The organism is Sphingobium sp. TomTYG74 (assembly GCF_055393875.1).
The window spans coordinates 527137-549980 of sequence record NZ_AP027342.1; the positions used below are offsets into that span (position 1 = coordinate 527137).

21 protein-coding genes and 1 pseudogene are annotated in these 22844 nt (G+C 60.7%); 10 read left to right on the forward strand and 12 right to left on the reverse strand.

The window, feature by feature from the left end:
• Positions 1-20 precede the first annotated feature (20 nt).
• The 3 genes and pseudogenes from ACZ5TB_RS15440 to ACZ5TB_RS15450 all read left to right on the forward strand — a co-directional run.
• Positions 21-515, forward strand: coding sequence for a nuclear transport factor 2 family protein (locus ACZ5TB_RS15440; protein ID WP_464780206.1), 495 nt, complete (start codon positions 21-23; stop codon positions 513-515).
• A gap of 48 nt (positions 516-563) precedes the next feature.
• Positions 564-2561, forward strand: a complete 1998-nt coding sequence (locus ACZ5TB_RS15445; protein ID WP_464792585.1) for an NAD(P)-binding protein — start codon at positions 564-566, stop codon at positions 2559-2561.
• A 113-nt stretch (positions 2562-2674) separates the two neighbouring features.
• Positions 2675-2802: pseudogene (locus ACZ5TB_RS15450) on the forward strand (aldehyde dehydrogenase family protein); the annotation flags it as partial.
• A 19-nt stretch (positions 2803-2821) separates the two neighbouring features.
• On the opposite strand, the gene ACZ5TB_RS15455 reads toward ACZ5TB_RS15450, so the two are convergent.
• The 9 genes from ACZ5TB_RS15455 to ACZ5TB_RS15495 form a co-directional block, all read right to left on the reverse strand.
• On the reverse strand, positions 2822-4240 hold the full coding sequence (locus tag ACZ5TB_RS15455) for an NAD(P)/FAD-dependent oxidoreductase (RefSeq protein ID WP_464792586.1): 1419 nt from the start codon (positions 4238-4240) through the stop codon (positions 2822-2824).
• Entirely contained in the window at positions 4237-4602 is a 366-nt protein-coding gene (locus ACZ5TB_RS15460) for a cupin domain-containing protein (protein ID WP_464792587.1), read from the reverse strand. Before ACZ5TB_RS15460 ends, ACZ5TB_RS15455 begins: the two co-directional genes overlap by 4 nt.
• Before the next feature lie 281 nt (positions 4603-4883).
• A complete protein-coding gene (locus ACZ5TB_RS15465) occupies positions 4884-5609 on the reverse strand; it encodes an amino acid ABC transporter ATP-binding protein (protein ID WP_464792588.1) in 726 nt (241 codons plus the stop codon).
• The gene (locus ACZ5TB_RS15470; RefSeq protein ID WP_464792589.1) at positions 5606-6259 is read right to left on the reverse strand and encodes an amino acid ABC transporter permease; all 654 of its coding nucleotides are present in this window, start codon (positions 6257-6259) and stop codon (positions 5606-5608) included. Before ACZ5TB_RS15470 ends, ACZ5TB_RS15465 begins: the two co-directional genes overlap by 4 nt.
• 1 nt (position 6260) lies before the next feature.
• A complete protein-coding gene (locus ACZ5TB_RS15475; protein ID WP_464792590.1) occupies positions 6261-6977 on the reverse strand; it encodes a substrate-binding periplasmic protein in 717 nt (238 codons plus the stop codon).
• A gap of 164 nt (positions 6978-7141) precedes the next feature.
• Positions 7142-8110 (reverse strand): LysR substrate-binding domain-containing protein, encoded by a 969-nt coding sequence (locus ACZ5TB_RS15480; RefSeq protein WP_464792591.1) that lies wholly within the window; start codon positions 8108-8110, stop codon positions 7142-7144.
• A 223-nt stretch (positions 8111-8333) separates the two neighbouring features.
• The gene (locus ACZ5TB_RS15485) at positions 8334-8702 is read right to left on the reverse strand and encodes a c-type cytochrome (protein WP_464792592.1); all 369 of its coding nucleotides are present in this window, start codon (positions 8700-8702) and stop codon (positions 8334-8336) included.
• A 29-nt stretch (positions 8703-8731) separates the two neighbouring features.
• Positions 8732-10798: a xanthine dehydrogenase family protein molybdopterin-binding subunit gene (locus ACZ5TB_RS15490; RefSeq protein ID WP_464792593.1), complete on the reverse strand. Its 2067-nt coding sequence runs from the start codon at positions 10796-10798 to the stop codon at positions 8732-8734.
• A gap of 49 nt (positions 10799-10847) precedes the next feature.
• Positions 10848-11312, reverse strand: coding sequence for a (2Fe-2S)-binding protein (locus ACZ5TB_RS15495; RefSeq protein ID WP_464780196.1), 465 nt, complete (start codon positions 11310-11312; stop codon positions 10848-10850).
• 502 nt (positions 11313-11814) lie between these two features.
• Here ACZ5TB_RS15495 and ACZ5TB_RS15500 point away from each other — a divergent pair.
• From ACZ5TB_RS15500 to ACZ5TB_RS15520, 5 genes are all read left to right on the forward strand, one after another.
• Positions 11815-13095, forward strand: coding sequence for a CmpA/NrtA family ABC transporter substrate-binding protein (locus ACZ5TB_RS15500; protein ID WP_464792594.1), 1281 nt, complete (start codon positions 11815-11817; stop codon positions 13093-13095).
• A 15-nt stretch (positions 13096-13110) separates the two neighbouring features.
• Positions 13111-14076, forward strand: a complete 966-nt coding sequence (gene ntrB / locus ACZ5TB_RS15505) for a nitrate ABC transporter permease (protein WP_464792595.1) — start codon at positions 13111-13113, stop codon at positions 14074-14076.
• A gap of 15 nt (positions 14077-14091) precedes the next feature.
• Positions 14092-14895, forward strand: a complete 804-nt coding sequence (locus ACZ5TB_RS15510) for an ABC transporter ATP-binding protein (protein ID WP_464792596.1) — start codon at positions 14092-14094, stop codon at positions 14893-14895.
• 82 nt (positions 14896-14977) lie between these two features.
• On the forward strand, positions 14978-16249 hold the full coding sequence (locus ACZ5TB_RS15515) for an alginate export family protein (protein WP_464792597.1): 1272 nt from the start codon (positions 14978-14980) through the stop codon (positions 16247-16249).
• Between the two features lie 216 nt (positions 16250-16465).
• Positions 16466-17197, forward strand: coding sequence for an enoyl-CoA hydratase/isomerase family protein (locus ACZ5TB_RS15520; protein ID WP_464780824.1), 732 nt, complete (start codon positions 16466-16468; stop codon positions 17195-17197).
• Between the two features lie 24 nt (positions 17198-17221).
• On the opposite strand, the gene fghA is transcribed toward ACZ5TB_RS15520, so the two are convergent.
• The 3 genes from fghA to ACZ5TB_RS15535 are packed head-to-tail and all read right to left on the reverse strand — an operon-like array spanning position 17222 to position 19620.
• The gene (gene fghA / locus ACZ5TB_RS15525; RefSeq protein WP_464793265.1) at positions 17222-18067 is read right to left on the reverse strand and encodes an S-formylglutathione hydrolase; all 846 of its coding nucleotides are present in this window, start codon (positions 18065-18067) and stop codon (positions 17222-17224) included.
• 9 nt (positions 18068-18076) lie between these two features.
• Positions 18077-18475, reverse strand: coding sequence for a VOC family protein (locus ACZ5TB_RS15530; protein ID WP_464792598.1), 399 nt, complete (start codon positions 18473-18475; stop codon positions 18077-18079).
• A gap of 32 nt (positions 18476-18507) precedes the next feature.
• On the reverse strand, positions 18508-19620 hold the full coding sequence (locus ACZ5TB_RS15535) for an S-(hydroxymethyl)glutathione dehydrogenase/class III alcohol dehydrogenase (RefSeq protein ID WP_464792599.1): 1113 nt from the start codon (positions 19618-19620) through the stop codon (positions 18508-18510).
• Positions 19621-20259: 639 nt separating this feature from the next.
• On the opposite strand from ACZ5TB_RS15535, the gene ACZ5TB_RS15540 reads away from it, so the two are divergent.
• Entirely contained in the window at positions 20260-20439 is a 180-nt protein-coding gene (locus ACZ5TB_RS15540; protein WP_464792600.1) for a hypothetical protein, read from the forward strand.
• Entirely contained in the window at positions 20436-22841 is a 2406-nt protein-coding gene (locus ACZ5TB_RS15545) for a TonB-dependent receptor (protein WP_464792601.1), read from the forward strand. Before ACZ5TB_RS15540 ends, ACZ5TB_RS15545 begins: the two co-directional genes overlap by 4 nt.
• The last annotated feature ends 3 nt before the right edge of the window (positions 22842-22844 follow it).

The following is a 22844-nucleotide window of genomic DNA, read 5'->3' on the forward strand; positions in this document are numbered from 1 at the left end:
GTCGATTTGTACGGCGCAGAATGAAGGCGAAGCAAATTCGGGGTGGCCTCATGGTGGCATTCTCATCGGCGAGCCTGGCAGGATGGACCGGTTTGATCGCCCTCGCGGGAGCTCTGCCCGCAAAGGCCGAAACGCCGGTTGTGCCCGCTCGCACGGTGGTGGGGGCATTGCTGGCGGGTATCGCATCGCCAACCCCCAACGTCGATAGCCTGGCCGATCTGTTCGCAGATGACGCGGTCGTTAGTTTCGGTGAATTTGACGATCCCGGGCGCGGCAAATCCGCTGTCACCCAGAAGCTGCGCGGGCTGTTCGCTCACGGTCAGCGCTACCGGATCAGCGTCCATAGCGCCTATGAGAGCGGCAATGTCGTCGTGAATGATCGCGAAGACACGTCTTTGCTGACAACCGGAGAGCAGGTCCCGTTCCGTGTGACAGGGGTTTTCGTGGTGGTCGATGGCAAAATCAGGGCCTGGAGCGATCATGAACCACGCCCCATTCGGCCCGCCAAACCGTGACTGACGCTGTCAACAAGAAGTCAATTTTACAGAGCCAAGGATGCGATCATGAACGACGACCAACATGAGAACGGCCGTGAGCCCGGCTTGTCCCGCCGCCAGTTGGTCGGGGGTACCGGATTTCTTGTTGGGGGAGCATCCATCCTGGGCGGCACCGGGATCAGCACGATCGCACAGGCGGCGACGGAGCCGACCGCATCGTCGCCTCCCTTGCCGCCGGGCACTTATTACCCGCCCACGCTGACCGGAATGCGCGGCAGCCACCCGGCTTCATTCGAAGCAGCCCATGCTATTCGGGATGGCTCGGCACTCAAGGAAGCACCCGACATTGGCGAGCGTTATGACCTTGTCGTCGTCGGCGCCGGGATGAGCGGGCTGGCTTCGGCCTACTTCATGAAAAAGAAGTTTCCCAAAGCGAAAATCCTGATCCTCGATAATCACGATGATTTTGGCGGCCATGCCCGCCGTAACGAGACGGATGTCGATGGGCGTACCGTGCTCGGTTATGGTGGGACAATGTACATCCTCAGCCCGCGCGCATACACGGCCGAGGGACGCCAATTGCTGGCGGATGTGGGCGTCGATATTAAACGCTTTCGGGCGGCGGCGGGACCTCGCAGCGTCTGGCGTGGACTCGATACGGCATTCAACCTTAAACGGGCCGTGTTGTTCGACAAGGCCACATTCGGCGTCGATAAGCTGGTGGTCGATATTCCTGAAGGAGCAGATCGATCGAACCCTAAGGCATGGTCCGCATTTTTGGCCAAGGCTCCCCTGTCCCAGCGCACAAAGGACGATTTGCTTCGTTTGAACACGCGGCCGGTGGATTATCTGGCGGGCATGTCAGCGACCGAAAAGGCCGCCTTGCTGCAAAAGACGAGCTATGCGGACTATCTCACCCGCCATGTGAAGGTGAACCCGGAAGTCATCACCATGATGATCAAGGAGATCCACAGCGGCGTCAACGGGGCAGCCGGCATTGATACGATCAGTGCCATGCACGCATTCGAGCGTGGCTTGCCCGGTTTCGCCAAACTCGGGATCGAGACGCCTAGGCCGCAAAGCTGGCTACCGGATGGCGAGGGCGATGACATTCATTTCCCGGATGGAAATCATGGGCTGGCAAAATTGTTGATAAGGTGGCTGATCCCCTCGGCGCTGCCTGGCAGCACGCAAGAGGATTCCGTGCTCACCCGCACCGATTACAGCCAGCTGGACCGGCCGGAACATGACGTTCGGATAAGGTTGAACAGTACCGTCGGACGTGTGGTGCACAGTGGAACCCCTGAAAAATCGACGGGCGTTGAGATTAGTTACATCCGTAACGGCAAGGCGCAAATGGTGCGCGCAGATGCCGTCGTCATGGCCTGTTACAACGCGATCATCCCCTATATCGCTCCGGAAATACCAGAGCCTCAGAAAGCGGCGCTGCACAATGCGGTGCGGATGCCGTTGGTGTACGGGACAGCCGTCGTCCGCAACTGGGAAATGCTGGCCAAGCTGGGCATCGGTGCCGTCAGCTGTCCCGGCAACACCTTCTGGTGGGACACGATCGGTGTGGATTGGCCCTCCAAGGTCGGGGGATATCGACCCGCCGAGACGCCTTCGGATCCCATGCCGATTCACCTTTCAAAGGTTCCCACCAGCCCGGGTTTGAATGCGAAGGACCAGTTCCGCGCCGGGCGCGCGGAACTGTTGGCGACGGATATCGAAACGATCGAGGCGGCGACGCGGGATCTGCTCCGTACCGCGTTCGGGCCGGTCGGTTTCGACGTTGATCGGGATATCGTTTCAATCACCGTCAACCGTCATCCCCACGGCTACGCCGCCTGCGCCAATTCGCTATACGACCCGGACTGGGCACCCGAAGATCGGCCGTGGGTCGTCGGCCGGAAACGTGTCGGCCGAATTGCCATCGCCAATTCCGATGCGGGGGCCATATGCCTCACGCAAGCGGCATTCGATCAAGCTCACCGGGCCGTGAACGAGATTGCGACCGACGTGTTGCAGGTGCTTCATGAATGGCCATGGGGCACGCGCGTCTGATCGGTGGCATTGGGCGGTAGAGGGCGGGCGTCCTCTACCGAGTTGGGGTGCACGCTGTCTCGTTAGACAAGCGATAGCTGGCCTTCACTTGTGACGGCGACCGGATGACGCGGGTCATCTCGGCAGAGATGGCGCCATTTGGTGGCGTAAAGGAATCCGGCCTGGGGCGCGAGTCTTCGCGTTAGGGGGCGATGAATTTCTGAACATAGAGATGGTTTGCATGATCATCGCGCCCGCATGATCGGCGCCCCTTCCCGCGATCATTGCGAGGTCAGATATTCGGCGAGCCGTGCATCGATCGGCGGTGCACGACCCTGATCGTCCGCTTCATCGACCCGCTCCAGTGCGTTCTGCGTATATCGAACGCCTGCCCACCGCAGCGGCTCCCGTTCCCAGCGCGGCGCTTCCGGTCGATGGAACGGCAGGCCTTCCAGGCCTGTGGTCCATCCCCCGATCCGTCCCGCCAGCAGGCGCGCGCACATCGCACTCGTCGCGACGCCGCGGCCCGTATAGCCATATAGTCGCCCGATCCGGCTGACGGGATCGAAATTGACCGAGGGCATCCAGTCGCGCGGAATGCCGAGATAACCACCCCACGAATGGGTGAACGAGATGTCATGCAGGGCGGGCCACCATTCCTTCACGGTGGACCGCATCCATGCAAAGGTTTCCTCATCCTGCAACGCGCGTTCCGCCATGTCCGATGCGAAGCGATAGGGCGCACCTCGGCTGCCATAGAGTATCCGGCCATCGCGCGTCCGTGTCAGGTAATTCTTCGTGTGGACCTGGGAACTCAAACACTCGCCTTCGGCCCAGCCGATGGCGTCCCACTGCGACGTCGTCAGCGGTGCCGTCAGCACGATCATCGACGACATTGGCAGCACGTCACGGTGATATTGGGGCATATCCGTCATATAGGCCTCCCCCGCCGTTACGACCGCACGCCGGGCGCGAACGGTGCCACGTTCCGTGACGATCGCCGCGTCATCTCCACCCCGGATCGTCAAGGCGTGCGTCTGTTCAAAGATCGTCGCCCCCATTCGCTCGACCGCCCCCGCCAGCCCGCGCACCAGCTTGCCGGGATGAAGGCTTGCCCCGTGAATGGATCGCAACGCGCCCGACAATTTCGTGACATGAACCTTTTCATGAGCTTCATCGGCGCCCAGCAGCTGGCTGTCAGCCGAAAGTCCAAGCTTGGCGAAAGTCTCGAAGGTGGAGACGAGCGACGCCATCTGCCCCGGGCTTCGCGCCAGGCTCAGCAGCCCGGTTCGCCGAAAATCGGCATCGATATCCGCTTTGGCGAGGAGTTCCGGGAAATCCCGGACGCAGCGTTGTTGAGCAAGGATCGTCTGCCGCGCCAGGTCCATGCCATAGCGCCGGATAAGGGGGCCAGCATCCACCGGAAAGCGCGGAGAGCACCAGCCGCCGTTGCGGCCCGATGCCCCATAGCCACAGAAGTGCTTTTCGACGATTGCAACCCGAAGGCCGGGATTCTCGGTCAGTAGAAAAAAGGCGGTCCACAGACCCGAAAATCCGCCACCTAGAATAGCAACATCGACAAGAGCATCACCGTCTAATGGGGGACGCACTTTAAGATCATCGCCAGATGTGGATAGCCAATAGTCGCCCTCAATCGTTTGGATTTCTGGGCCATTGGAAACGGCGCGCGACTTGGTCACTGTCCGATGCCCTCGTCATAGACGATGAATAGCTTGACGCAGACATCATGCGTTTCCCAGACACCCTGCGTCGATGCGGAAAAATGGACCACGTCTCCTGCGGCGATTTCCAGTGGAGGTCCGTCGTCTGGTGTGAACGTGGCGCGCCCGCTGAGGAAATGACAGAATTCAGCCTGCCGCACTTCCCGGCGCCAACGGCCTGGGCTGCACTCCCATATGCCAAAACGGTTCGAGGGATTGGAACCGGAGGTGATCGACGCCGAACGAGCCCGTAGAACGGTATCGGACAGCCGGGGAGTAATGACTTTCGGCGGTCCTGCCGTATCGAGAAGGGTCTTCGGATCGAACAAGACAGCGGGCATTAGGCGATATCCGTATTTTGATGTCGTTGAACGATGCCTCCTCCATCCCTCGCGTGACAGTTGTGTATTGCTTCGATGCCGGTGAGTGCCAATCACCATGCTGGCACGATGAGCACGAAATCTGTTGATCCAAACCGGATGGGCGCCGTTCACCACTTTCCCCAAAAGGGGTTGGACCCAATATTACGGAAATCATATGACCGGATCAGGAAGCCAAGAGTTCAGCATTCCCGAAACACGATGTCGCGCGGGTTTTCTTCCGATCGGGTTCTGGTCGAAACCTAAAAAGGGTTGATGACCCGATCCAGAAATTGGCGGGTTCGCGCCGCTTGCGGATTTTCCAGAACCTGCCGCGCCGGGCCATCTTCCACCACGATCCCGTCCGCCATGAAAATGGCGCGATCGGCAACTTCCCGCGCAAAAGCAATTTCATGCGTCACGACGATCATCGTCATGCCGCTTTCCGCCAGCGACTTCATGACCTGAAGGACTTCACCCACGCGCTCCGGGTCGAGGGCTGAGGTCGGCTCGTCGAACAATATGGCTTTCGGGCGCATCGCCAATGCCCGTGCGATGCCGACGCGCTGCTGCTGGCCCCCGGAAAGCTGGCTTGGAATCGCCCCATGCCGATCGGCGAGGCCGACCTGTTCGAGCAGGGCCATCGCATGGTCTTTTGCTTGCGCGGGTTCTTCCTTGAGCACCTGCACCGGCCCCTCGATGATGTTTTCCAGAACGGTTCGATGCGGCAGCAGATTGAAGCGCTGGAATACCATTCCCACCTGGCGGCGAATGCTGGGATAATTTGCTACCGTGACCGGATGCCCCAGAACGTCGATTTCGCCGCCGTCATGACGCTCCAGGCCGTTGATGCAGCGCAGCACGGTCGACTTTCCGGACCCCGAAGGACCGATAAGACAAGCCACTTGCCCCTGTGGGATCGTGAAGCTGACGTCCCGGAGAACGTGGTTCGCACCAAAATGCTTGGTCACCTGAGAGAGGCGGATCATGCGCGAGCCATCCGGCGTTCGAACAGGCGGACCAGAGCCGCAAGGGGCAGGCTTGCAGCCAGATACAGCAGGGCGACCAACAGATAGACCGTTTCATTCTTGAACGTGGATATGGCCAGAAGCTGGCCCGCCCTGGTCAATTCCGCTATCGTTATGGTCGATGCGATCGACGAATCCTTCAGCAACATCACCGTAGTGTTGCCGAGGGAGGGGAGGGCCGTACGCAGTCCCAGCGGAAACACGATGCGGCGAAAAGCAAGGCCGTTGCTCATGCCCAGGGACAATCCGGCCTCGACCAATTGAGGATCGACCGATCCGAACCCTCCACGAAAATTCTCGGCCTGATACACCGAATAGGCCACACCCAGCCCGACCACGCCCGCCATGAAAGGCGGCAGATCGATGCCGAACTCCGGCAGCACGAAATAGACGCAGAACAACTGAACGATAATCGGAATACCGCGCACGGTCTGGACGATCGTAACGCTGATCAAGCGCAACAGTCTGGACGATGACAGCGCCATCAACGCCCAGATCATCCCCAGCATCAGGCTCAATCCCAGCGCGCACAGCGTCAGCACGACCGTCGTCCCAAGTCCACGCAGCAACAGCGGCATGAACTGCACGGCATCCGGAAGAAATTCGCTCAAATCAGTCCTCCAGCTTCCAGCGTCGCGCAATGTCGAGAAATCGCCCATTCTTCATATGCTCGATCGCCAAATTCGCGCGGTGGAGCAGGGGGTCGTCCTTGCGCAGTATCAGGCAGAGTTCTTCGCGTGCAGGCGCCCGAAAGCCCGGCGCCAGCCTGACGGCGCGCTTCGGGCCTACCCGGAGTTGATAGCGCAATATGGGTTCATCGCCGTAACCGGCGTCTATACGGCCATTGTCGAGATCGCGCAGGATGTCGAACAGGCCGTCATAGGTCGAGACATTCTGCACGCCCGCGTCGCGCAATTGATCAACGAAACGCGTCCCGACTTGCGCGCCAACACGCAGATCCCGAACGGCGTGCAGGTCGCGATACATGTGGCGGTCGGCTGCGGGCACGACCAGTGCGCCGGAATAGGCGTAAACCGGATCGCTGAAAGCCACGACCTTCTCACGCTCAGGCGTGCGCAGCATGGCAGCGGCGATGACGTCGATCTTGCGAGCCAGGAGGGACGGCAGCAACGCTGAAAAGGGCGTGATCCGCATTTCCGCTTGAAGAGACAGGCTATCGGTGACGGCCTGCGCGATTTCGACGATCGATCCCGTCAGCGCGTTCGTGGCCGGATCAACGAAGCTGAACGGAACGCCCGTCGGAGAAGAGCCGATGATCACTTCATTCGGATCCCGAATGCGCCCGCCACACGCGCTCAGGGCGGTCATGCCAAGCGCCGAGGTCAATAGCGCTCGCCGATCCATCGGAACTTCACACAAATTGTCGTTCAAGAATCGTCTCGGCGTTAGTCACAACCATGCCCCTCATTGTGGCTCCAGGAGTAAGGAGTACGTTGCAAGCCGCCAGATGATAAAATCCCGATCTCCGGTGTTTAGGAATCACCGCACCGCGTTGCCGCAATGGCGTTTTCCAGCCAGCGCCGGAAGCTGGCGATTGAAGTTGTCCGCCAGCAATCCCGGCGCGCCGTGAAATTATAGCTTCCGAGGAACACCTCGGGAAATTGCCCGACTGACACGAGGCGGCCACTGGCTATATCGTTGCTGACGAGTAATGCGTTGGCCAATGCAATACCCTGCCCCTGCCGCGCGGCTGACAAGGTCAGGTGACCCTGGAAGAATTTGGGTCCGGCCAACGGCCCGATATCGCCAAGACCATGCGCCGCGAACCATTTCCGCCATTGATCGTGGCTTGTCTCATGAAGCAACGTCTGACCGAGGAGCTCCGCCGGGGTACGGATCACGCCCGTCAGCTCGACAAATTGCGGGCTGGCGACCGCCAGGATCGGCGGTCTGGCGATTTCGACCGAACGAAGTGACGGCAAGACCTGATCGATAGCCCCGTCCGCGACATAATGCAGATATGTATCGGCTTCGTTTGCACCGAAATCCGGCGCATGGCCCGAAGGTTGCAGTTCCAGGTCTATCTTGGGATGGCGCTTGATGAATTCGCCGATCTTGCCCATCAGCCATTCCGATGCAAGTCCGGGCGCCACCCACAAGCGCAAGCGGGAATCATCGTCGCGGCGCATCAGATCCTGGGTCGCACGCGCTACTTCAGCCAACGCCGCGCTGATCCGTTGATGATAAATTCGCCCCTGTGGCGTCAATGTGCCGTAAGCGCCGCCCACCCTTTCTATCAGCGTCATGCCGGTCCAATGTTCCAGCGCCTGCAAATGACGGCTGACGGCGGCATGATCGACCGACAAGGCAGCAGCTGCGCGCCTGATCCCTCCGCAAACCCCGACCGCCTCGAACGCCCTGAGCGCCGCAAAGGGTGGGATGGATGCCTTCTGCGAACGCACCAGGCGCAACGATGCCTCGGTGTCGATCTTTTGATTCATAATCCAGCCCTCGAAGCTGCTGCAGCTTCCCCCATCGCATAACTACAACATCGCGAAGCCACTTGGGCGACCGGTTATGCTGTAGCGGGGCGTGGTTGACAACGCGCTTTTGCGTCAGGCTGAAACGAGCATAATCCAGGAAGTCGGGTCTGTGGAGCAGCGGCAGATGTTGCGCGATCGCGGCGCATTCCGCCCCGGTCATCGGTGCCCGCTGAAACCCCCATCATTTGAGCGAGAGGAGATAATCCACGACCTCCGCACGCTTCTTCGGGTCGGGAATTCCGACGAACATCCGCGTGCCCGGCACCATCTTGCTTGGCGCCGTCAGGAACTTGTCAAGATTTTCGGCCGTCCACTTCACCTTTGATTGCTTCAACGCAGGCGAATAGGCGAAAGCGGTACTGGCCGCCGGTCTATTGCCGACCCCGCTCAGGTTAGGACCCGCTGTGCCCTTCGCGCCGGGTGTGATCGTATGACACATCATGCACCGCTGCTTGAACGTTGCTGCGCCCGCCGCCGCAGGTTGAGCTGCCGCTCCCGCCGACGACATGATCATGGTCACGCCAATAGCCGCCAGTAATTTCTTATGCATCACCCTGACATACCTCATTTGTTGAACGCTCATGCAGACCAGACCGGCATCGTCGACGACACCGGCAGACGGCGGATCCTTTTGCCACCCAGCGCGAAAATGGCGTTGGTGATTGCGGGCGCGATACCGGCGGTGCCGACCTCCCCCACCCCGCCCGGATCGGCTTCGCTCGCCAGAATCTCGACATCCACTTGCGGCGCCGTCGCCATCGTCATCATCGGAAAATCAGCGAAATTGCTCTGCTCGACAGCACCACCGGCAATAGTGATCTCGCCAGACAATGCCGCCCCAGCGCCGAAGATGCATCCGCCCTCAATTTGTGCCTTGACCAGGTCGGGATTTATCACCCTGCCGCAGTCAAGCGCCGCCAGCACCTTGCGTACCCTTATACCACCCTGTTCCTGGGAGACGTGAGCCGCCAGTCCGCAATAGCTTCCGAACGCATGGAACAGCGACACCCCCCATGCGCCAGTGGAGGTCCTGTTGGCTGGCGCGGTCATCATGGCTTCGAGCCGGTCCAGAACAGCCAGCGCAGGTTGGTCACTGAGCATGGCGCGGCGATAGGCGATCGGTTTTGCCTTCGCCGCAAATGCGAGTTCGTCGATGAAGCTTTCCACGACGAACAGGCTGCGGGTGGCGCCGACGCCGCGCCACCAGGATGTCGGAATCCCGGATTCGACACGCTGGAACTCGACCTTGAGGTTGGGCAGATCGTAAAGCGGCTTTGCGGCGCATTCCACTGCGTCACTGTCCACGCCCTTGAACGCTTGAGGATACAGGCGCGCTATGATCGAGGAACCGGCGATGCGATGCATCCAGTCGACCGGCCGACCGTGATCGTCGAGGACCGCTTCGATACGATCGGCATAAGCGGGCCGATACATGTCGTGCTGCATATCCTCCTCCCGTGACCAGATGACCTGGACGGGTCCGGCCACCTGACGGCCGATCTGCACGGCCCGAAGGATGCCATCGATCTCAAGCCGACGGCCAAATCCGCCACCCATGAGATACACGTTCAGCATGACGCTGGTGACTGGCAGGCCAAGCTGCCCGGCGACGGCCGCGCGCGCCGTGGTGGCCACCTGCGTGCCGGTCCAGATGTCACATCGTTCGTTCGTGACCTGAACGGTACAATTCATCGGTTCCATCGGCGCATGGGCAAGAAACGGCTGCTCATAGGTCGCCGCTATCCGTCGGCCCGGCACCGCACCCGGTGTTCCGACGCTGCTGGCGACGGCTCCGGGCGCCTCAAGCGCCGCCAGCAACGACGCCCGGATCGCGCCGCTATTGATCGTCGCGGACTGGCCATTGTCCCATTGCGGTTTCAGCAAAGCTGCCGCCTGCCGCGCGTGCGGCATGGTATCGGCGATGACTGCAACAGCATCGTCCAGCCGCACGATCTGGCTGACGCCCGGTGACACCTTGGCTGCCGCATCGTCCAGTTGCACCAGCTTGCCGCCGAACACCGGGGACTGGATCAGTGTCGCGATGCGCGCGCCGGGCACGGCTGCGTCGATGCCGAATACGGCTTCGCCCCGAATTTTCGCGATACCCTCCACGCGAGGACTGGTGCGTCCGATCAGCTTGAAATCCGACGGTTTCTTCAGCGGTACCTCAAGGGGAGCGGGCAACTTCGCCGCATCAGGGATCAAGGCAGCATAGCTGACACTGCGGCCACTTGCGTCGTGGCGCACGACCCCGTTGGCGGTCGAGCAGCTTTCCGGCTTTACGGCCCACCGCGCGGCAGCTGCGGCGACCAGCATCGCTCGCGCCGTCGCTCCGGCACGCCGCATTGGGAGCCAGCCGCTTCGGATCGACTGGGAACCGCCCGTTATCTGCGGCCCGTAGCGTTCTTCGTCTGCGGGAGCCTGCCGAAGGCGCACCGCGTCCATGGCGACGTCCAACTCCTCGGCCACCAACATCGCAAGTCCGGTCTGCGCACCCTGGCCCATTTCAATATATGCCATCGTGATCTCAACCGACCCGTCGGCGAGGATCGTGACCCACGCATTGGGCGCGAATCCGGTTTCTCCCGGCATCTCTGGGACCTTCGCCAGTAATCGCACCGGGATCACCAGGGCCGCCCCGGCCATCACACTCGCACCGAGAAAGTGCCTACGCCCAAAAGCGGGGCGAGATGCATCATCCATGATTTTCGGTCTTCGCTGCAAGATGGATCGCCGCCCGGATACGGGGATAGGTGCCGCAGCGGCATAAATTGGTCATCGCTGCGTCGATATCGGCGTCCGTCGGCCGGGGCGTGGACTTCAGCAGTGCGATGGCAGCCATTATCTGGCCGCTCTGACAATATCCGCATTGCACGACGGCCAGCTTTTCCCAAGCCAACTGTACCCGCTGTCCCACGGCATCCGCAGCCGCGCCCTCGATCGTGACTATGCTCGCGTCTCCGATGGAGGCTGTTGGCGTTACGCATGAGCGGCTAGGGCTGCCATCGACCAGCACCGTACATGCGCCGCACTGACCCAGGCCGCACCCAAATTTGGTACCTCGCAACGCAAGTTGTTCCCGCAAGGTCCACAGCAAGGGGGTCTCTTCGTCCGCCTCGACCGACATGCTGCGGCCATTCACGGTGATTTTGTGATCCATGTGGCGCATTCCGAATGAGATACCAGCGACAGCTGGTTCGGCATTACACTGGCATATCCCTAATCCTGGTGACGGTGCCAAATCGTTCGTCCCGGGTGCGCGAATGTCACCATCGGGAGGCCTCTATCTCAATAGCCTCATTTCGCGCCTCGGACCATTGGCCGAATTAAATTTGTGCGCCGCAAAAAAATGCTTGCGACTCCAATGAATCGATGACAGCTTGCTCTTGATCGGAGCAGGGGCGCTTCGATCCATAAGTTGAACCGAGCCGATGACGGCAGGGTTCAATTACGGTCCTGGAACGGATCTGCACGGCAATGACGCCGCCCGGATAGGTCGATCGACCTCTATCCAGGCGGCTTTTTTATTGGTTTTCCGCTGGCGGCCTGGATGCTGCCGGGCGGCTCTCAACATCATCTTCAAACGCCGGAACGCATTTCCGGCGATGGCTGGCTGCGCCCTTCGCGCAGCGCAAGCGCACAACAGGGAAGGAATTTGGGGAATGGCAGAGGTGGACAATCCAAATGGCGTTAGTCGGCGCGGGCTGCTCAAGACGACCGGAACTGCGGCCATCTTCGCCGCAGTGCAACAGGCTTTTCCGTCCGGCGCCTTTGCTGCAGGAGCCGGGCCGGAAGTCACCGGCGCCAAGCTCGGCTTCATTGCGCTGACGGATGCGGCGCCGCTGATCATCGCCAAGGAACTGGGCCTTTTTGCCAAATACGGCATGCCTGATGTACAGGTCACGAAACAGGCGAGTTGGGGCGCGACGCGGGACAATCTGGTGCTGGGCAGCGCAGGCGGCGGCATCGATGGCGGGCATATACTGACCCCCATGCCCTATCTGCTGACGCTGGGCCGGATCGGCAAGGCAACGCCAATGAGCATTCTTGCCCGCCTCAACGTCAACGGCCAGGGCATTTCGGTGTCCAAGGAATATCTGGGTGCCAAGGCCGATATCAACGCCGCCAAGATGAAGGGCGTGATCGCGCAGCGCAAGGACGCGGGCAAGAAGATCACCATGGCCATGACCTTCCCCGGCGGCACGCATGACCTTTGGATTCGCTATTGGCTGGCGGCGGGCGGGATCGATCCGGACAAGGATGTGGAACTGATCACCATTCCGCCGCCGCAGATGGTCGCGAACATGAAGGCGGACACGATGGACGCCTTCTGCGTGGGTGAGCCGTGGAACGACCAGCTGGTTGCGCAACAACTGGGCTATACCGCCGTGTCGACCGGCCAGATGTGGATGAACCATCCCGAAAAAAGCTTTGCCATGCGCTCCGACTGGGTCGCCAAATATCCGCGCGCGGCGGTGGCGATCACGGCAGCGGTGCTGGAGGCGCAGCGCTGGGCCGACAATCCGAACAATGTCACGCGCCTCGCCGGGGCTATTGCGGGTCGCGATTATCTGAAATGTCCGATCACCGACATTGCCGACCGGTTGCAGGGTAATTTCGCAATGGGCGACGGGCGGAAATATCCGAACGCACCGTTCAAGATGAAGTTCTGGAACGGCTATGCCAGCTTCCCTTACAAGAGCCATGACCTGTGGTTCCTGACCGAGGAGCAGCGCTGGGGCAAGCTGCCCATGGCGCTTGACACCAAGGGCACGATCGCAAAGGTCAACCGATCCGACATCTGGCGCAAGGCGGCCGCGATGCTGGGTGGCAAGGGTCCGGCCAGTGACAGCCGCGGCGTCGAGAAATTCTTCGACGGCAAGACATTCGATCCTGCCAATCCCAAGGCCTATCTGGCCAGCCTGGCGATCAAGCGCGTCTGATTGAGGGAGAAAGCCATGGCTTCACCATCATCCAACGGCAAAAGCGTACCGTCGGCTTCGGCCGCCGGTGCCGCTACAGCCACCACCGAATTGGGGGTCATCCTGCCCTATCCCGAAGAAGCGATTGCGCGTCGCAGTTTCGAACCGGTCGCGACGCCGGTGCATCCGCTGGTCAAGGCGGCGCAAGCCGTGGCCGCCAGTGTTCTGCCCACGCTGGTGATGCTGGTCGGGCTGCTCGCCTTCTGGCAGCTGCTGTGCAGTTCGCCCGACGCGACCTTCCCCAGCCCGCTCAAGGTCTGGCAGGAAAGTCATGAGGTGATCGTCCATCCTTTCAAGGGCGTGGACATTGGCTTAACCCATTTCAGCATTCAGGACGGCGGCGATGTCGGCATTGCCGGTCATGTGCTGACCAGCCTTAGCCGCGTGTTGATCGGTTACAGCCTGGCCTCGGTCGTCGGCGTGGCGCTGGGCATTTTGATCGGGCAGAGCATATTTGCCTTCCGGGCGCTCGATCCCCTGTTTCAGGTGTTGCGGACGGTGCCGCCTCTGGCATGGCTGCCGATCAGCCTTGCCATTTTTCAGCAGGCGCAGCCCTCGGCGATCTTCCTGATCTTCATCACCGCGATCTGGCCGGTCATCCTGAATACCGCCGCGGGCGTACAAACCCTTCCGGCGGCCTATCGCAATGTCGCAAAGGTGCTGGCGCTCAATCCGATCGAATATTTCACCCGCATCATGCTGCCCGCCACGGTGCCGCATATGTTCACCGGCCTACGTATCGGCGTCGGCATGAGCTGGCTCGCCATCGTTGCGGCTGAAATGGTGCAGGGCGGCACTGGCGTCGGCTTCTTCATCTGGGACAGTTACAACAGCTCGCTGCTGACCGACACCATCGTCGCGCTGATCTGGATCGGGTTGGTGGGCTTCGCGCTGGACCGCATCGTCGCCTTTGCGGGCCGCATCATCGGCCGCGCAGGCTGAACAAGGGAGGCGTTCATGAAACAACGCAGCTATCTCGCGCTAGAAGGTATCACGGTCGAATTTCCGACCAAGGCGGGACGCTTCTGCGCGCTCGACGGGATCGATCTGGAAGTCGACAAAGGACAGTTCGTGGCCCTGATCGGCCATTCGGGCTGCGGCAAGTCGACCCTGCTCAATGCCGTGGCGGGTCTGGTCAAGCCGACGCGCGGCGCCATCTTCCTCGGTGGGGAAGTGGTGGACGCGCCGGGGCCGGATCGGGCGGTGGTGTTTCAGGACCATTCGCTGCTGCCCTGGCTGACGGTCGAGGAAAATGTGCGGCTGGCGGTCGACAAGACGGCGCAGGGCAAGAGCAAGGCCGAACGCAAGGATTGGGTCATGCATAATCTGGAACTGGTCCAGATGGCGCATGCCGCTGCCAAGCGGCCGGGCGAGCTTTCGGGCGGCATGAAACAGCGCGTCGGCATTGCCCGCGCCATCGCGATGAACCCGCGCGTGCTGTTGATGGATGAGCCCTTCGGCGCGCTCGACGCGCTGACGCGGGCGGCGTTGCAGGATGTCGTCATGGAATTGCAGGCGCGGCTCAACAACACCGTGTTGATGATCACCCATGATGTTGATGAGGCGGTATTGTTGGCCGACCGGGTGGTGATGATGACCAACGGCCCGGCGGCGCGCATCGGCGAGGATCGCTCCATCGCCCTCGCCCGGCCGCGCAACCGGCTCGAAGCCATCGATACGCCTGAATATGCCGAGGCACGATCGGCCGTCATCCACTTCCTGCACGAGCGTTACCGAAATCCTGCAACGCTCGCCGCCTGAGATTTCACCAAAATAGTCCAGCTTGGAGAGGATGCCCTGATAGGCCGAAAATGGCCATCGGGAGCAATTTTAAGGGGGTTTTATGGGTAGAGTTTCATTTCTGTTGTCGGCAACCGCCTTGTCCGCGATCGCGACACCGGTGCTGGCGCAGGACATTGTGTTCAAGCCGATCATTGAGGCGCGTCTGCGGTATGAGACGGTGGATCAGGATGGTCCTGCGCCGCTGACCAGCAGCCGCGATGCCGATGCGGTGACCGTGCGCCTGCGCGCGGGCGGCGAGATTTCCAAGGGGCCGTTCGCCTTCCTGGCTGAAGGGGAAGGCACGCTGGCGATCGACGAGGATTATAATAGCGGCGTCAATGGCAAGACGCTCTATCCGGTGGTGCCCGACCCGGAAAATGTCGAGCTGAACCGTCTCCAGTTCCAGTATCGCACGAAGCCGTTAGTGGTGACCGTCGGCCGTCAGCGGATCAATCTGGACGATCAGCGTTTCGTCGGATCGGTCGCCTGGCGCCAGAATGAACAGACGTTCGATGCCGTGCGGGTCGAATATATGGGCGTCAAGAATTTGAAGGTCGATGTGACCTACGCGATTTCGGCCCGGACCATCTGGGGTATCGACGGCGGCAAGTTCGGTACGGCCAACCGCCCGACCCAAATCGATGGCGATAATGTTTTCGCCAATGTCTCCTACAAGACCAAGTTCGGTACGCTGACCGGCATTGCTTATCTAGTCGATGAGGATGAAGCTGTGGTGGCGCTGCGCCGGAACAGCAGCCAGACCTATGGCGCGCGGTTCGCGGGCGCGATGCCGCTGTCGAAGAAGGTGAAGCTCAGCTACCTCGCCAGCTATGCGCATCAAAGCGACTATAGGGGCAATCCGGTCGATTATTCGGCGGATTACGCCGCTGCGGAGCTGGGGTTGGATGTCGCCGCATTCAAGCTGACCGGCGGATATGAACTGCTCAGCTCCGATGCGGGCGCGACGGGGATTGCGGGCGGCTTCGCCTTCCAGACGCCCTTCGCAACGCTGCACAAGTTCAACGGCTGGGCCGACAAGTTCCTGACGACACCGGGCACGGGCATTCAGGACTATTATGCGGGCGTCGGCTATACCGTGCCCAAGATCGGCAAGGCGGGGCCGCTCGTCGCGTCCTTCACCTATCATCATTTCAGCAGCGACCGGCTGTCGATCCATTATGGTGACGAATATAATGCGCAGGTCACGCTGAAGATTAACAAGCATCTGAGCGCGCTCGTCAAATATGCCGATTATGAGCGCAAGGGTGCCGCCAGCTTTACCGGCGACGCTGACACGAAGAAATTCTGGGCGCAGATCGACTACGCGCTCTGAACGGATAGCTGACCATTTCAGGCGCGCGACTTCTGGTTCGACCGACATCCCCGTGAGCGAGTTTCGTGAAACGCCGGGGCACTGACTGCCAGAAAGCGCGCGCCCAAACCCCAACAAATTTGGGCAAGACGTGCCCCACGCCGCAAAGCTGCAATACTCAGGACAGAGTTACCGAAGAATGGTGACAAGGCCGGTTAGAAGAGCCATCGGTTGAACATGTTTTCCATCGATGCCATCGGCCCCGTCGCCCGTATCAACCTCAATAATCCGAATGCGCGCAATGCAATCTCCATTGCCGGCTGGGACGATCTGCATCGGGCGATCGGCCGAGTGGCGGCGTCCGATGCTCGGGCACTGATCGTTCGATCGGCAACAGTCGGCGCCTTCTGTGCGGGCGCAGACATAAGCGAACTGGAACAACTCGCCAGCGACGTGAGCTTACGGCGCCGTTTCCGCGAAGCAATGGCGCGAACATTCGACGCCCTGGCGACATTGCCCATCGCCACGATCGCTGCGGTAGACGGCGGCTGCTATGGGGCGGGCGTGGCGCTGGCACTGGCGTGCGACATGCGCATCGCAGGTGATCAGGCAGCGTTCGGGATAACCCCCGCCAAACTCGGCATCGCTTACCCGGCAGGCGATGTCGGGCGGCTGCGGCGCCTGATCGGTCCCGGTCATGCCGCGCGACTTCTCTTTTCGGGGATGACGGTAAAGGCGGACGAAGCCCAAGCCATAGGCTTGGTGGAGGAACGAGCGGCGAACGCGGGCGACGCGGCGATCACGCTCGCCACCATGATAGCCACCAACTCACGGACTAGCGTCGCTAGCCTGAAACGCATCCTTGCTGGCGATCCCATGGCCGATCGCCTGTTCGATGACGCCTTCGATGGATCCGATTTCCAGGTCGGCGTGGCCGCCTTCCGCGCCCGTCAGAAGCCCGACTTCTGAGCGGAACGGAAGCCAATCCGTTGGTCATTTATGAAAGGCCAAACGTGACGCGTGCCAATGGAGATGATCCGTCATGAAGGTGGAAATGAAATAATAGCTATGATCATAGCCCTCGCGCATGTTGAGGGTGAGATCGATGTTCGCTGCGACGCAGGCGTCCTTCAGCAGATGAGGGCGCAGTTCCTGATCCAGAAACGTGTCTGCCCCACCTTGGTCTACCAACAGCGCGCTGACCCTGGCGCCGTCCTCGATCAGGGCTACTGCGTCATGCTTTCGCCAAGCGTTGCGGTCGTTGCCGAGATATCCTGACAAAGCCTTCTGCCCCCACGGCACCTGACTTGGGGCAACGATGGGGGCAAAAGCAGAAACTGCCGCATATCGTTCCGGGTGGCGCAGTCCGATGGTCAAGGCGCCATGGCCGCCCATCGAATGGCCCATGATCGACTGCCGGGTCATATCGGCTGGGAAATTGTCCGCGATCACTCGCGGCAGTTCGTCCGTGATATAGGACCACATCTTATAATGGCGGTTGTAGGGAGCTTCGGTCGCATCGACGTAGAAGCCCGCGCCAAGGCCGAAGTCATAGGCGCCCGCCGGATCGTCCGGCACATCGTCGCCGCGCGGCGATGTATCCGGCGCTATGAAGATCAGCCCAAGGTCAGCGCATGCGCGGCGAAACTCGCCCTTTTCCGTCACATTCGCGTGGTTGCAGGTCAGCCCGGACAGATACCACACGATCGGGAGCTTGCTTCCCTCTACCTGTGGTGGGACGAAGACCGAAAAGGTCATCTCTGTTCCGGTGGTGCTAGACGCGTGCTTGTACACGCCTTGCACGCCTCCGAAGGAACGGTTGGCGCTGACCTGCTCTATGCCCATCGGTCAGTCTTCCGTGAAGCCGTATGCGCAAATCTTGTTGCCCGCCGGATCACGAAGATAGGCGGCATAGGCGCCGGGCAGGTGCTGGCGGGGACCAGCGGCACCTTCGCAGACGCCTCCGGCCGCCAGACCGGCGGCGTGGAAAGCATCAACCTGACCCGGCTCCTGCGCCGCAAAGCCGATCGTCACCCCATTGCCGGAAGGGGCTTCGCCATTGCCGGGCCGGAGAACCAGAAAGGCGGGTTTATCCTTACCGTAGAGAACCGCATTCTCTCCGAACTGGCCGAGATTCTTGACGCCCAGAGGCGCTAGCGCAGCGTCGTAAAAGGCCGAGGAGCGCGCGAGGTCATTTGCGCCAACACAGGCGTGCGAAAACACGCCGTCACCGGAGATAACTGCCATCTGGATATTCCTCTCTCTTTCAATCGGTGTTTTCAGAAAAGGACCACGGAGCGGATGCTTTCACCCGCGTGCATGAGGTCGAAGCCCTTGTTGATTTCTTCGAGCGTCAGAAGATGCGTGATCATCGGGTCGATCTGAATATGCCCGTTCATATACCAGTCGACGATCTTGGGGACATCGGTCCGGCCCTTCGCGCCACCGAAAGCCGTCCCCTTCCAGACCCGGCCGGTGACGAGCTGGAACGGGCGAGTGCTGATTTCCTTGCCCGCCTCTGCCACACCGATAATGATGCTTTCACCCCATCCGCGATGGCAGCATTCCAACGCGGTGCGCATGACCTCTGTGTTGCCGGTGGCATCGAAGCTGTAGTCGGCCCCGCCATCCGTGACCTCAAGGATCTTCGCCACGGTTTCGTCGCGCGACAGGCCCTTGCTGTTGATGAAATGAGTCATGCCGAACTTGCGGCCCCATTCCTCACGGTCGGCATTGATGTCGATGCCGATGATCTTGCCCGCGCCGACCATCTTGGCACCCTGGATCACATTGAGGCCGATGCCGCCAAGGCCGAAGACGACGACATTCTCGCCCGCCTTCACCTTTGCGGTGTTGACGACCGCGCCCACGCCGGTGGTGACGCCGCAACCGATATAGCAGCTCGACTGGAACGGCGCGTCTTCCCTGATCTTCGCTACCGCGATTTCAGGCAGAACGGTGAAGTTGGAGAAAGTGGAGCAACCCATATAGTGAAAGATCGGCTGCCCCTTGTAGGAAAAGCGGGTCGTGCCGTCGGGCATCAGCCCCTTGCCTTGGGTAGCCCGGATCGCGGTGCAAAGGTTGGTCTTGCCCGAAAGACAGCTTTTGCACTGGCGGCATTCGGGCGTGTACAATGGAATGACGTGATCGCCGGGCTTGACGGAGGTCACGCCTGACCCGACCTCCCGAACTATCCCCGCCCCCTCATGCCCAAGGATCGAGGGGAAGATGCCTTCGCTGTCGAAACCGTCGAGCGTGTAAGCATCCGTGTGACAAATGCCCGTCGCCATGATTTCCACTAGGACCTCGCCAGCCTTTGGTCCTTCCAGGTCCAACTCCACTATCTCAAGGGGCTTGTTCGCTTCGAAAGCGACGGCGGCGCGGGTTTTCATTCAATTTCCTCGATCCGAAATGACATCGCGCCTCTTAGCACTAGGCCAATAAGGCGATAATAGGGTTTTTCCTCAATACACTATGGGCGTCATCGGCCAAGTGGTCTGATCTCTAGGCTGGTCGCGCCCTTCGGCGGCGTCAAGGAATCAGGCCTTGGGCGCGAAGCCTCCCATTGGGGCACCGATGACTAAGTGCGCGGGCAGGATATAAGCATGGCCGCGACACTTGAAATTGGCGGGCGAAAAGCAAAACTTGCCTTGAGCTATAATCTCTATCGGTTATGTAGAGATTGCACACGGAGCAGTTGGTCGTCGCTCCGGGATTTGCGAATATACCGACCCGCGGCTTTTGAAGGGGTGCAGCTTGCTCCGCGTCAACAACGGCTAAAGCGCGCGATGCTAAGGCGACCACGCCCGGGATCGTGTTCTCCCCCCAGGAGAATAGACGATGCATAGATATCCAACGAACCATCATCCCAATACCGTCCGCCCGCTTAACGCGACAATGTTCGGGCATCGAGCAGGGACGTGTCGAACCTGCTGACCTGAAGAGGTCCATCCGATCCATTCAGCGGAGCATTATGCGCATCCGCACTTGATCGACGAGCGCATCACCTGCGCTGGCCGAAAGGATGAGCCATGGCCACGAACAACAGCGAAGCCACGTTTTGTGGCGGTGCGAAGCCGCGCGTCTACCCTGTTTCCTTGCAGCAGGCTGCCGCCGCGATCTTCGACGTCACGCCGTTCGGTGAACAACGCCGGGGCGCTTCTGCCCTCGCCAACAATCCACTTCAAAAATCCGACAGGGAAAATCAGTGAGTCATAAGAACCGATCAAAGGGTTTATTCGCCGCACGCCAGCAATTCCTGCTGTCCGTTGCCCTCTTCGGCGCAGCTGGTTGCGGCCCGGCCTTCGCTGGTGAGGCGCCGACCACCGCTGCTACTGCGGAGTCAGCCTCGTTCGACGCAGCTGAAAGTGACGCCGAGATTACCGTCACCGCTCGTCGGCGCGAAGAGGATGCGCAGGACGTACCGATTGCACTCAGCGTGGTGAGCGCTGACACACTCGACAAGACCGGGAACTTCACGCTGGGACAGGTGCAGCAGTTGGTACCCAGTCTCCAGATTTTCAGTTTCAATCCCCGTAATACAAACGTCAATATTCGCGGGCTAGGGGCTAATGTCGCGTTGACCAATGACGGCCTGGAAAATGGCGTCGGCTTCTATCTCGACAATGTCTATTATGGTCGTCCGGGCCAGTCCCAGTTCGATCTGGTCGACCTACAGCAGATCGAAGTTCTGCGTGGACCGCAAGGCACATTGTTCGGCAAGAACACAACTGCCGGTGCGATCAACATCACCAGCCGCGAGCCAACGTTCGCGCCCGAAGCACAAGGCGAGATCAGCCTCGGCGACTATGGCTATCACCAGCTGCGCGCTTCAGTGTCAGCGCCGATCATCGCCGATCGCGTCGCTTTCCGTCTTTCAGTCGCGGACACTCATCGCGACGGCTTCCTGACCAATTTGCACGATGGGTCGAAGGCGCAGGACTACGATAATTTTTCCATTCGCGGGCAGTTGCTGGTGAAGCCGACTGATACGCTCTCCGTCCGGCTCATCGGCGACTATTCGCACCAGAAGCAGCATTATGTGCTGAACATTCCCGTTGCCTATTTCGGCGATTATGACAGCGGCGCGACGATCGCCAACAATATTTTCGCCCGTACCTCGCGGGCCGGTTACACGCTGCTACCCGCCCGCCCCTTTGCCCGCGAAGGCGATTCCGACAGCCATTATCAGGCGTTCATGGAAAGCTATGGCGCATCGGGTCAGATCGATTGGGATCTGGGCAAGGTCGCGCTGACCTCCATCATAGCCTATCGCTGGTGGGACTGGGATCCGGCCAATGACGGTGACAGCACCAGCCTGCCGGTGATGACCAAGGCGGAGCAGGCCAACCGGCAGCGCCAATTCAGCCAGGAAGTGCGGCTTGGTTCAACCGGCAGCAACATTATCGACTGGACTGTGGGCGCCTATTATTTCTGGCAGACGATCCGGGGATATGGGGCGTCGGCCTATGGATCGGCCGCGCCCGACTGGTTCCTGCCCGCTGTCAGCCCGGTGGTGTCCAACGCGGCGCTCAATGGTTTTGAGACGCGCAGCTATTCGGAACCGACCACCAAAAGCTACGCGTTGTTCGGACAGGCGAGCTGGAACATCTACGAGGCGCTAAGCCTGACCGGCGGCCTTCGTTACACTCATGAGGACAAGAGAGGCGCCTTTCGCCAGTGGTGGGCCGGGGGGGCCGATCTTTCGACCCTGTCGGCGACCGATGCCGCAGCCGCGACCGCTATCCGCAACCAGTTCAATCCGCGCACCAGCTACGCCGCCGCGACCAAGGACGACAGCGTGTCGGGGCTGGCAACGCTGAGCTGGAAGGTCGCGCCCGACGCCCTTGTCTATGGCAGCTATTCGCGCGGCAACAAGTCAGGCGGCCTTAACCTTACCAACATACCGAACGGCGCGGTGCCGGAAGTAAAACCGGAAACCGTCGACAGTTACGAACTGGGCTTCAAGAGTGCCTGGCTGAACCGCACCCTGACGCTGAACGCCGCCGCCTTCTGGACCGAGGTCAGCGACTACCAGACCGCAATCACCCAGCCGAACGTAATTGGCACCTTCGTCCAATATATCTCCAACATTCCCAAGGTGCGGTCGCGCGGGATCGAGGGCGACCTGACCTATGCCCCAAGCAAATGGATCAGCCTGACGGCGTCGGGGTCTTATATCGACGCAACCTATCGCGATTACAGGAACGCCCCTCAGGCCCCCGAACGCAGCGCGGTGCTAGCGCCAAAGCAGGATCTGACCGGCGTGCAGTTGAGCGGCATTCCCAAATTCACCTACACGCTGGGCGCGGACGTCGCGCAGCCGATCGGCGGCGGCGGGACAGAGATTTACGGCCATGCCGATTTCTCGCACCGGTCCAGCTTCAACACCTCGTCCAGCAGCAGCCGCTATGCGCAGGTGCCTGGCTACGGCCTGCTCAACGCCCGTATCGGCATCCGCGCCGATAGCGGTCTGTGGGACATCAGCGTCTGGGCACGCAACCTGACCGACAAGCAATATTTCCAGGCGCTCAATCCAGGCGCGTTCGGGTTCGTCACCGGCACGATCGGCGACCCGCGCACGATCGGCGCCACCCTCAAGACCAAATTGTGAGGT

Excerpts from the sequence above, each read along its gene's own strand:
- ACZ5TB_RS15440 (WP_464780206.1), top strand. The coding sequence starts at position 21 with ATGAAGGCGAAGCAAATTCGGGGTGGCCTCATGGTGGCATTCTCATCG.
- ACZ5TB_RS15445 (WP_464792585.1), top strand. The coding sequence starts at position 564 with ATGAACGACGACCAACATGAGAACGGCCGTGAGCCCGGCTTGTCCCGC.
- ACZ5TB_RS15460 (WP_464792587.1), bottom strand. The coding sequence starts at position 4,602 with ATGCCCGCTGTCTTGTTCGATCCGAAGACCCTTCTCGATACGGCAGGA.
- ACZ5TB_RS15465 (WP_464792588.1), bottom strand. The coding sequence starts at position 5,609 with ATGATCCGCCTCTCTCAGGTGACCAAGCATTTTGGTGCGAACCACGTT.
- ACZ5TB_RS15475 (WP_464792590.1), bottom strand. The coding sequence starts at position 6,977 with ATGACCGCCCTGAGCGCGTGTGGCGGGCGCATTCGGGATCCGAATGAA.
- ACZ5TB_RS15480 (WP_464792591.1), bottom strand. The coding sequence starts at position 8,110 with ATGAATCAAAAGATCGACACCGAGGCATCGTTGCGCCTGGTGCGTTCG.
- ACZ5TB_RS15485 (WP_464792592.1), bottom strand. The coding sequence starts at position 8,702 with ATGCATAAGAAATTACTGGCGGCTATTGGCGTGACCATGATCATGTCG.
- ACZ5TB_RS15490 (WP_464792593.1), bottom strand. The coding sequence starts at position 10,798 with ATGGCCGGGGCGGCCCTGGTGATCCCGGTGCGATTACTGGCGAAGGTC.
- ACZ5TB_RS15495 (WP_464780196.1), bottom strand. The coding sequence starts at position 11,312 with ATGGATCACAAAATCACCGTGAATGGCCGCAGCATGTCGGTCGAGGCG.
- ACZ5TB_RS15500 (WP_464792594.1), top strand. The coding sequence starts at position 11,815 with ATGGCAGAGGTGGACAATCCAAATGGCGTTAGTCGGCGCGGGCTGCTC.
- ntrB (WP_464792595.1), top strand. The coding sequence starts at position 13,111 with ATGGCTTCACCATCATCCAACGGCAAAAGCGTACCGTCGGCTTCGGCC.
- ACZ5TB_RS15510 (WP_464792596.1), top strand. The coding sequence starts at position 14,092 with ATGAAACAACGCAGCTATCTCGCGCTAGAAGGTATCACGGTCGAATTT.
- ACZ5TB_RS15515 (WP_464792597.1), top strand. The coding sequence starts at position 14,978 with ATGGGTAGAGTTTCATTTCTGTTGTCGGCAACCGCCTTGTCCGCGATC.
- ACZ5TB_RS15520 (WP_464780824.1), top strand. The coding sequence starts at position 16,466 with ATGTTTTCCATCGATGCCATCGGCCCCGTCGCCCGTATCAACCTCAAT.
- ACZ5TB_RS15530 (WP_464792598.1), bottom strand. The coding sequence starts at position 18,475 with ATGGCAGTTATCTCCGGTGACGGCGTGTTTTCGCACGCCTGTGTTGGC.
- ACZ5TB_RS15535 (WP_464792599.1), bottom strand. The coding sequence starts at position 19,620 with ATGAAAACCCGCGCCGCCGTCGCTTTCGAAGCGAACAAGCCCCTTGAG.
- ACZ5TB_RS15540 (WP_464792600.1), top strand. The coding sequence starts at position 20,260 with ATGGCCACGAACAACAGCGAAGCCACGTTTTGTGGCGGTGCGAAGCCG.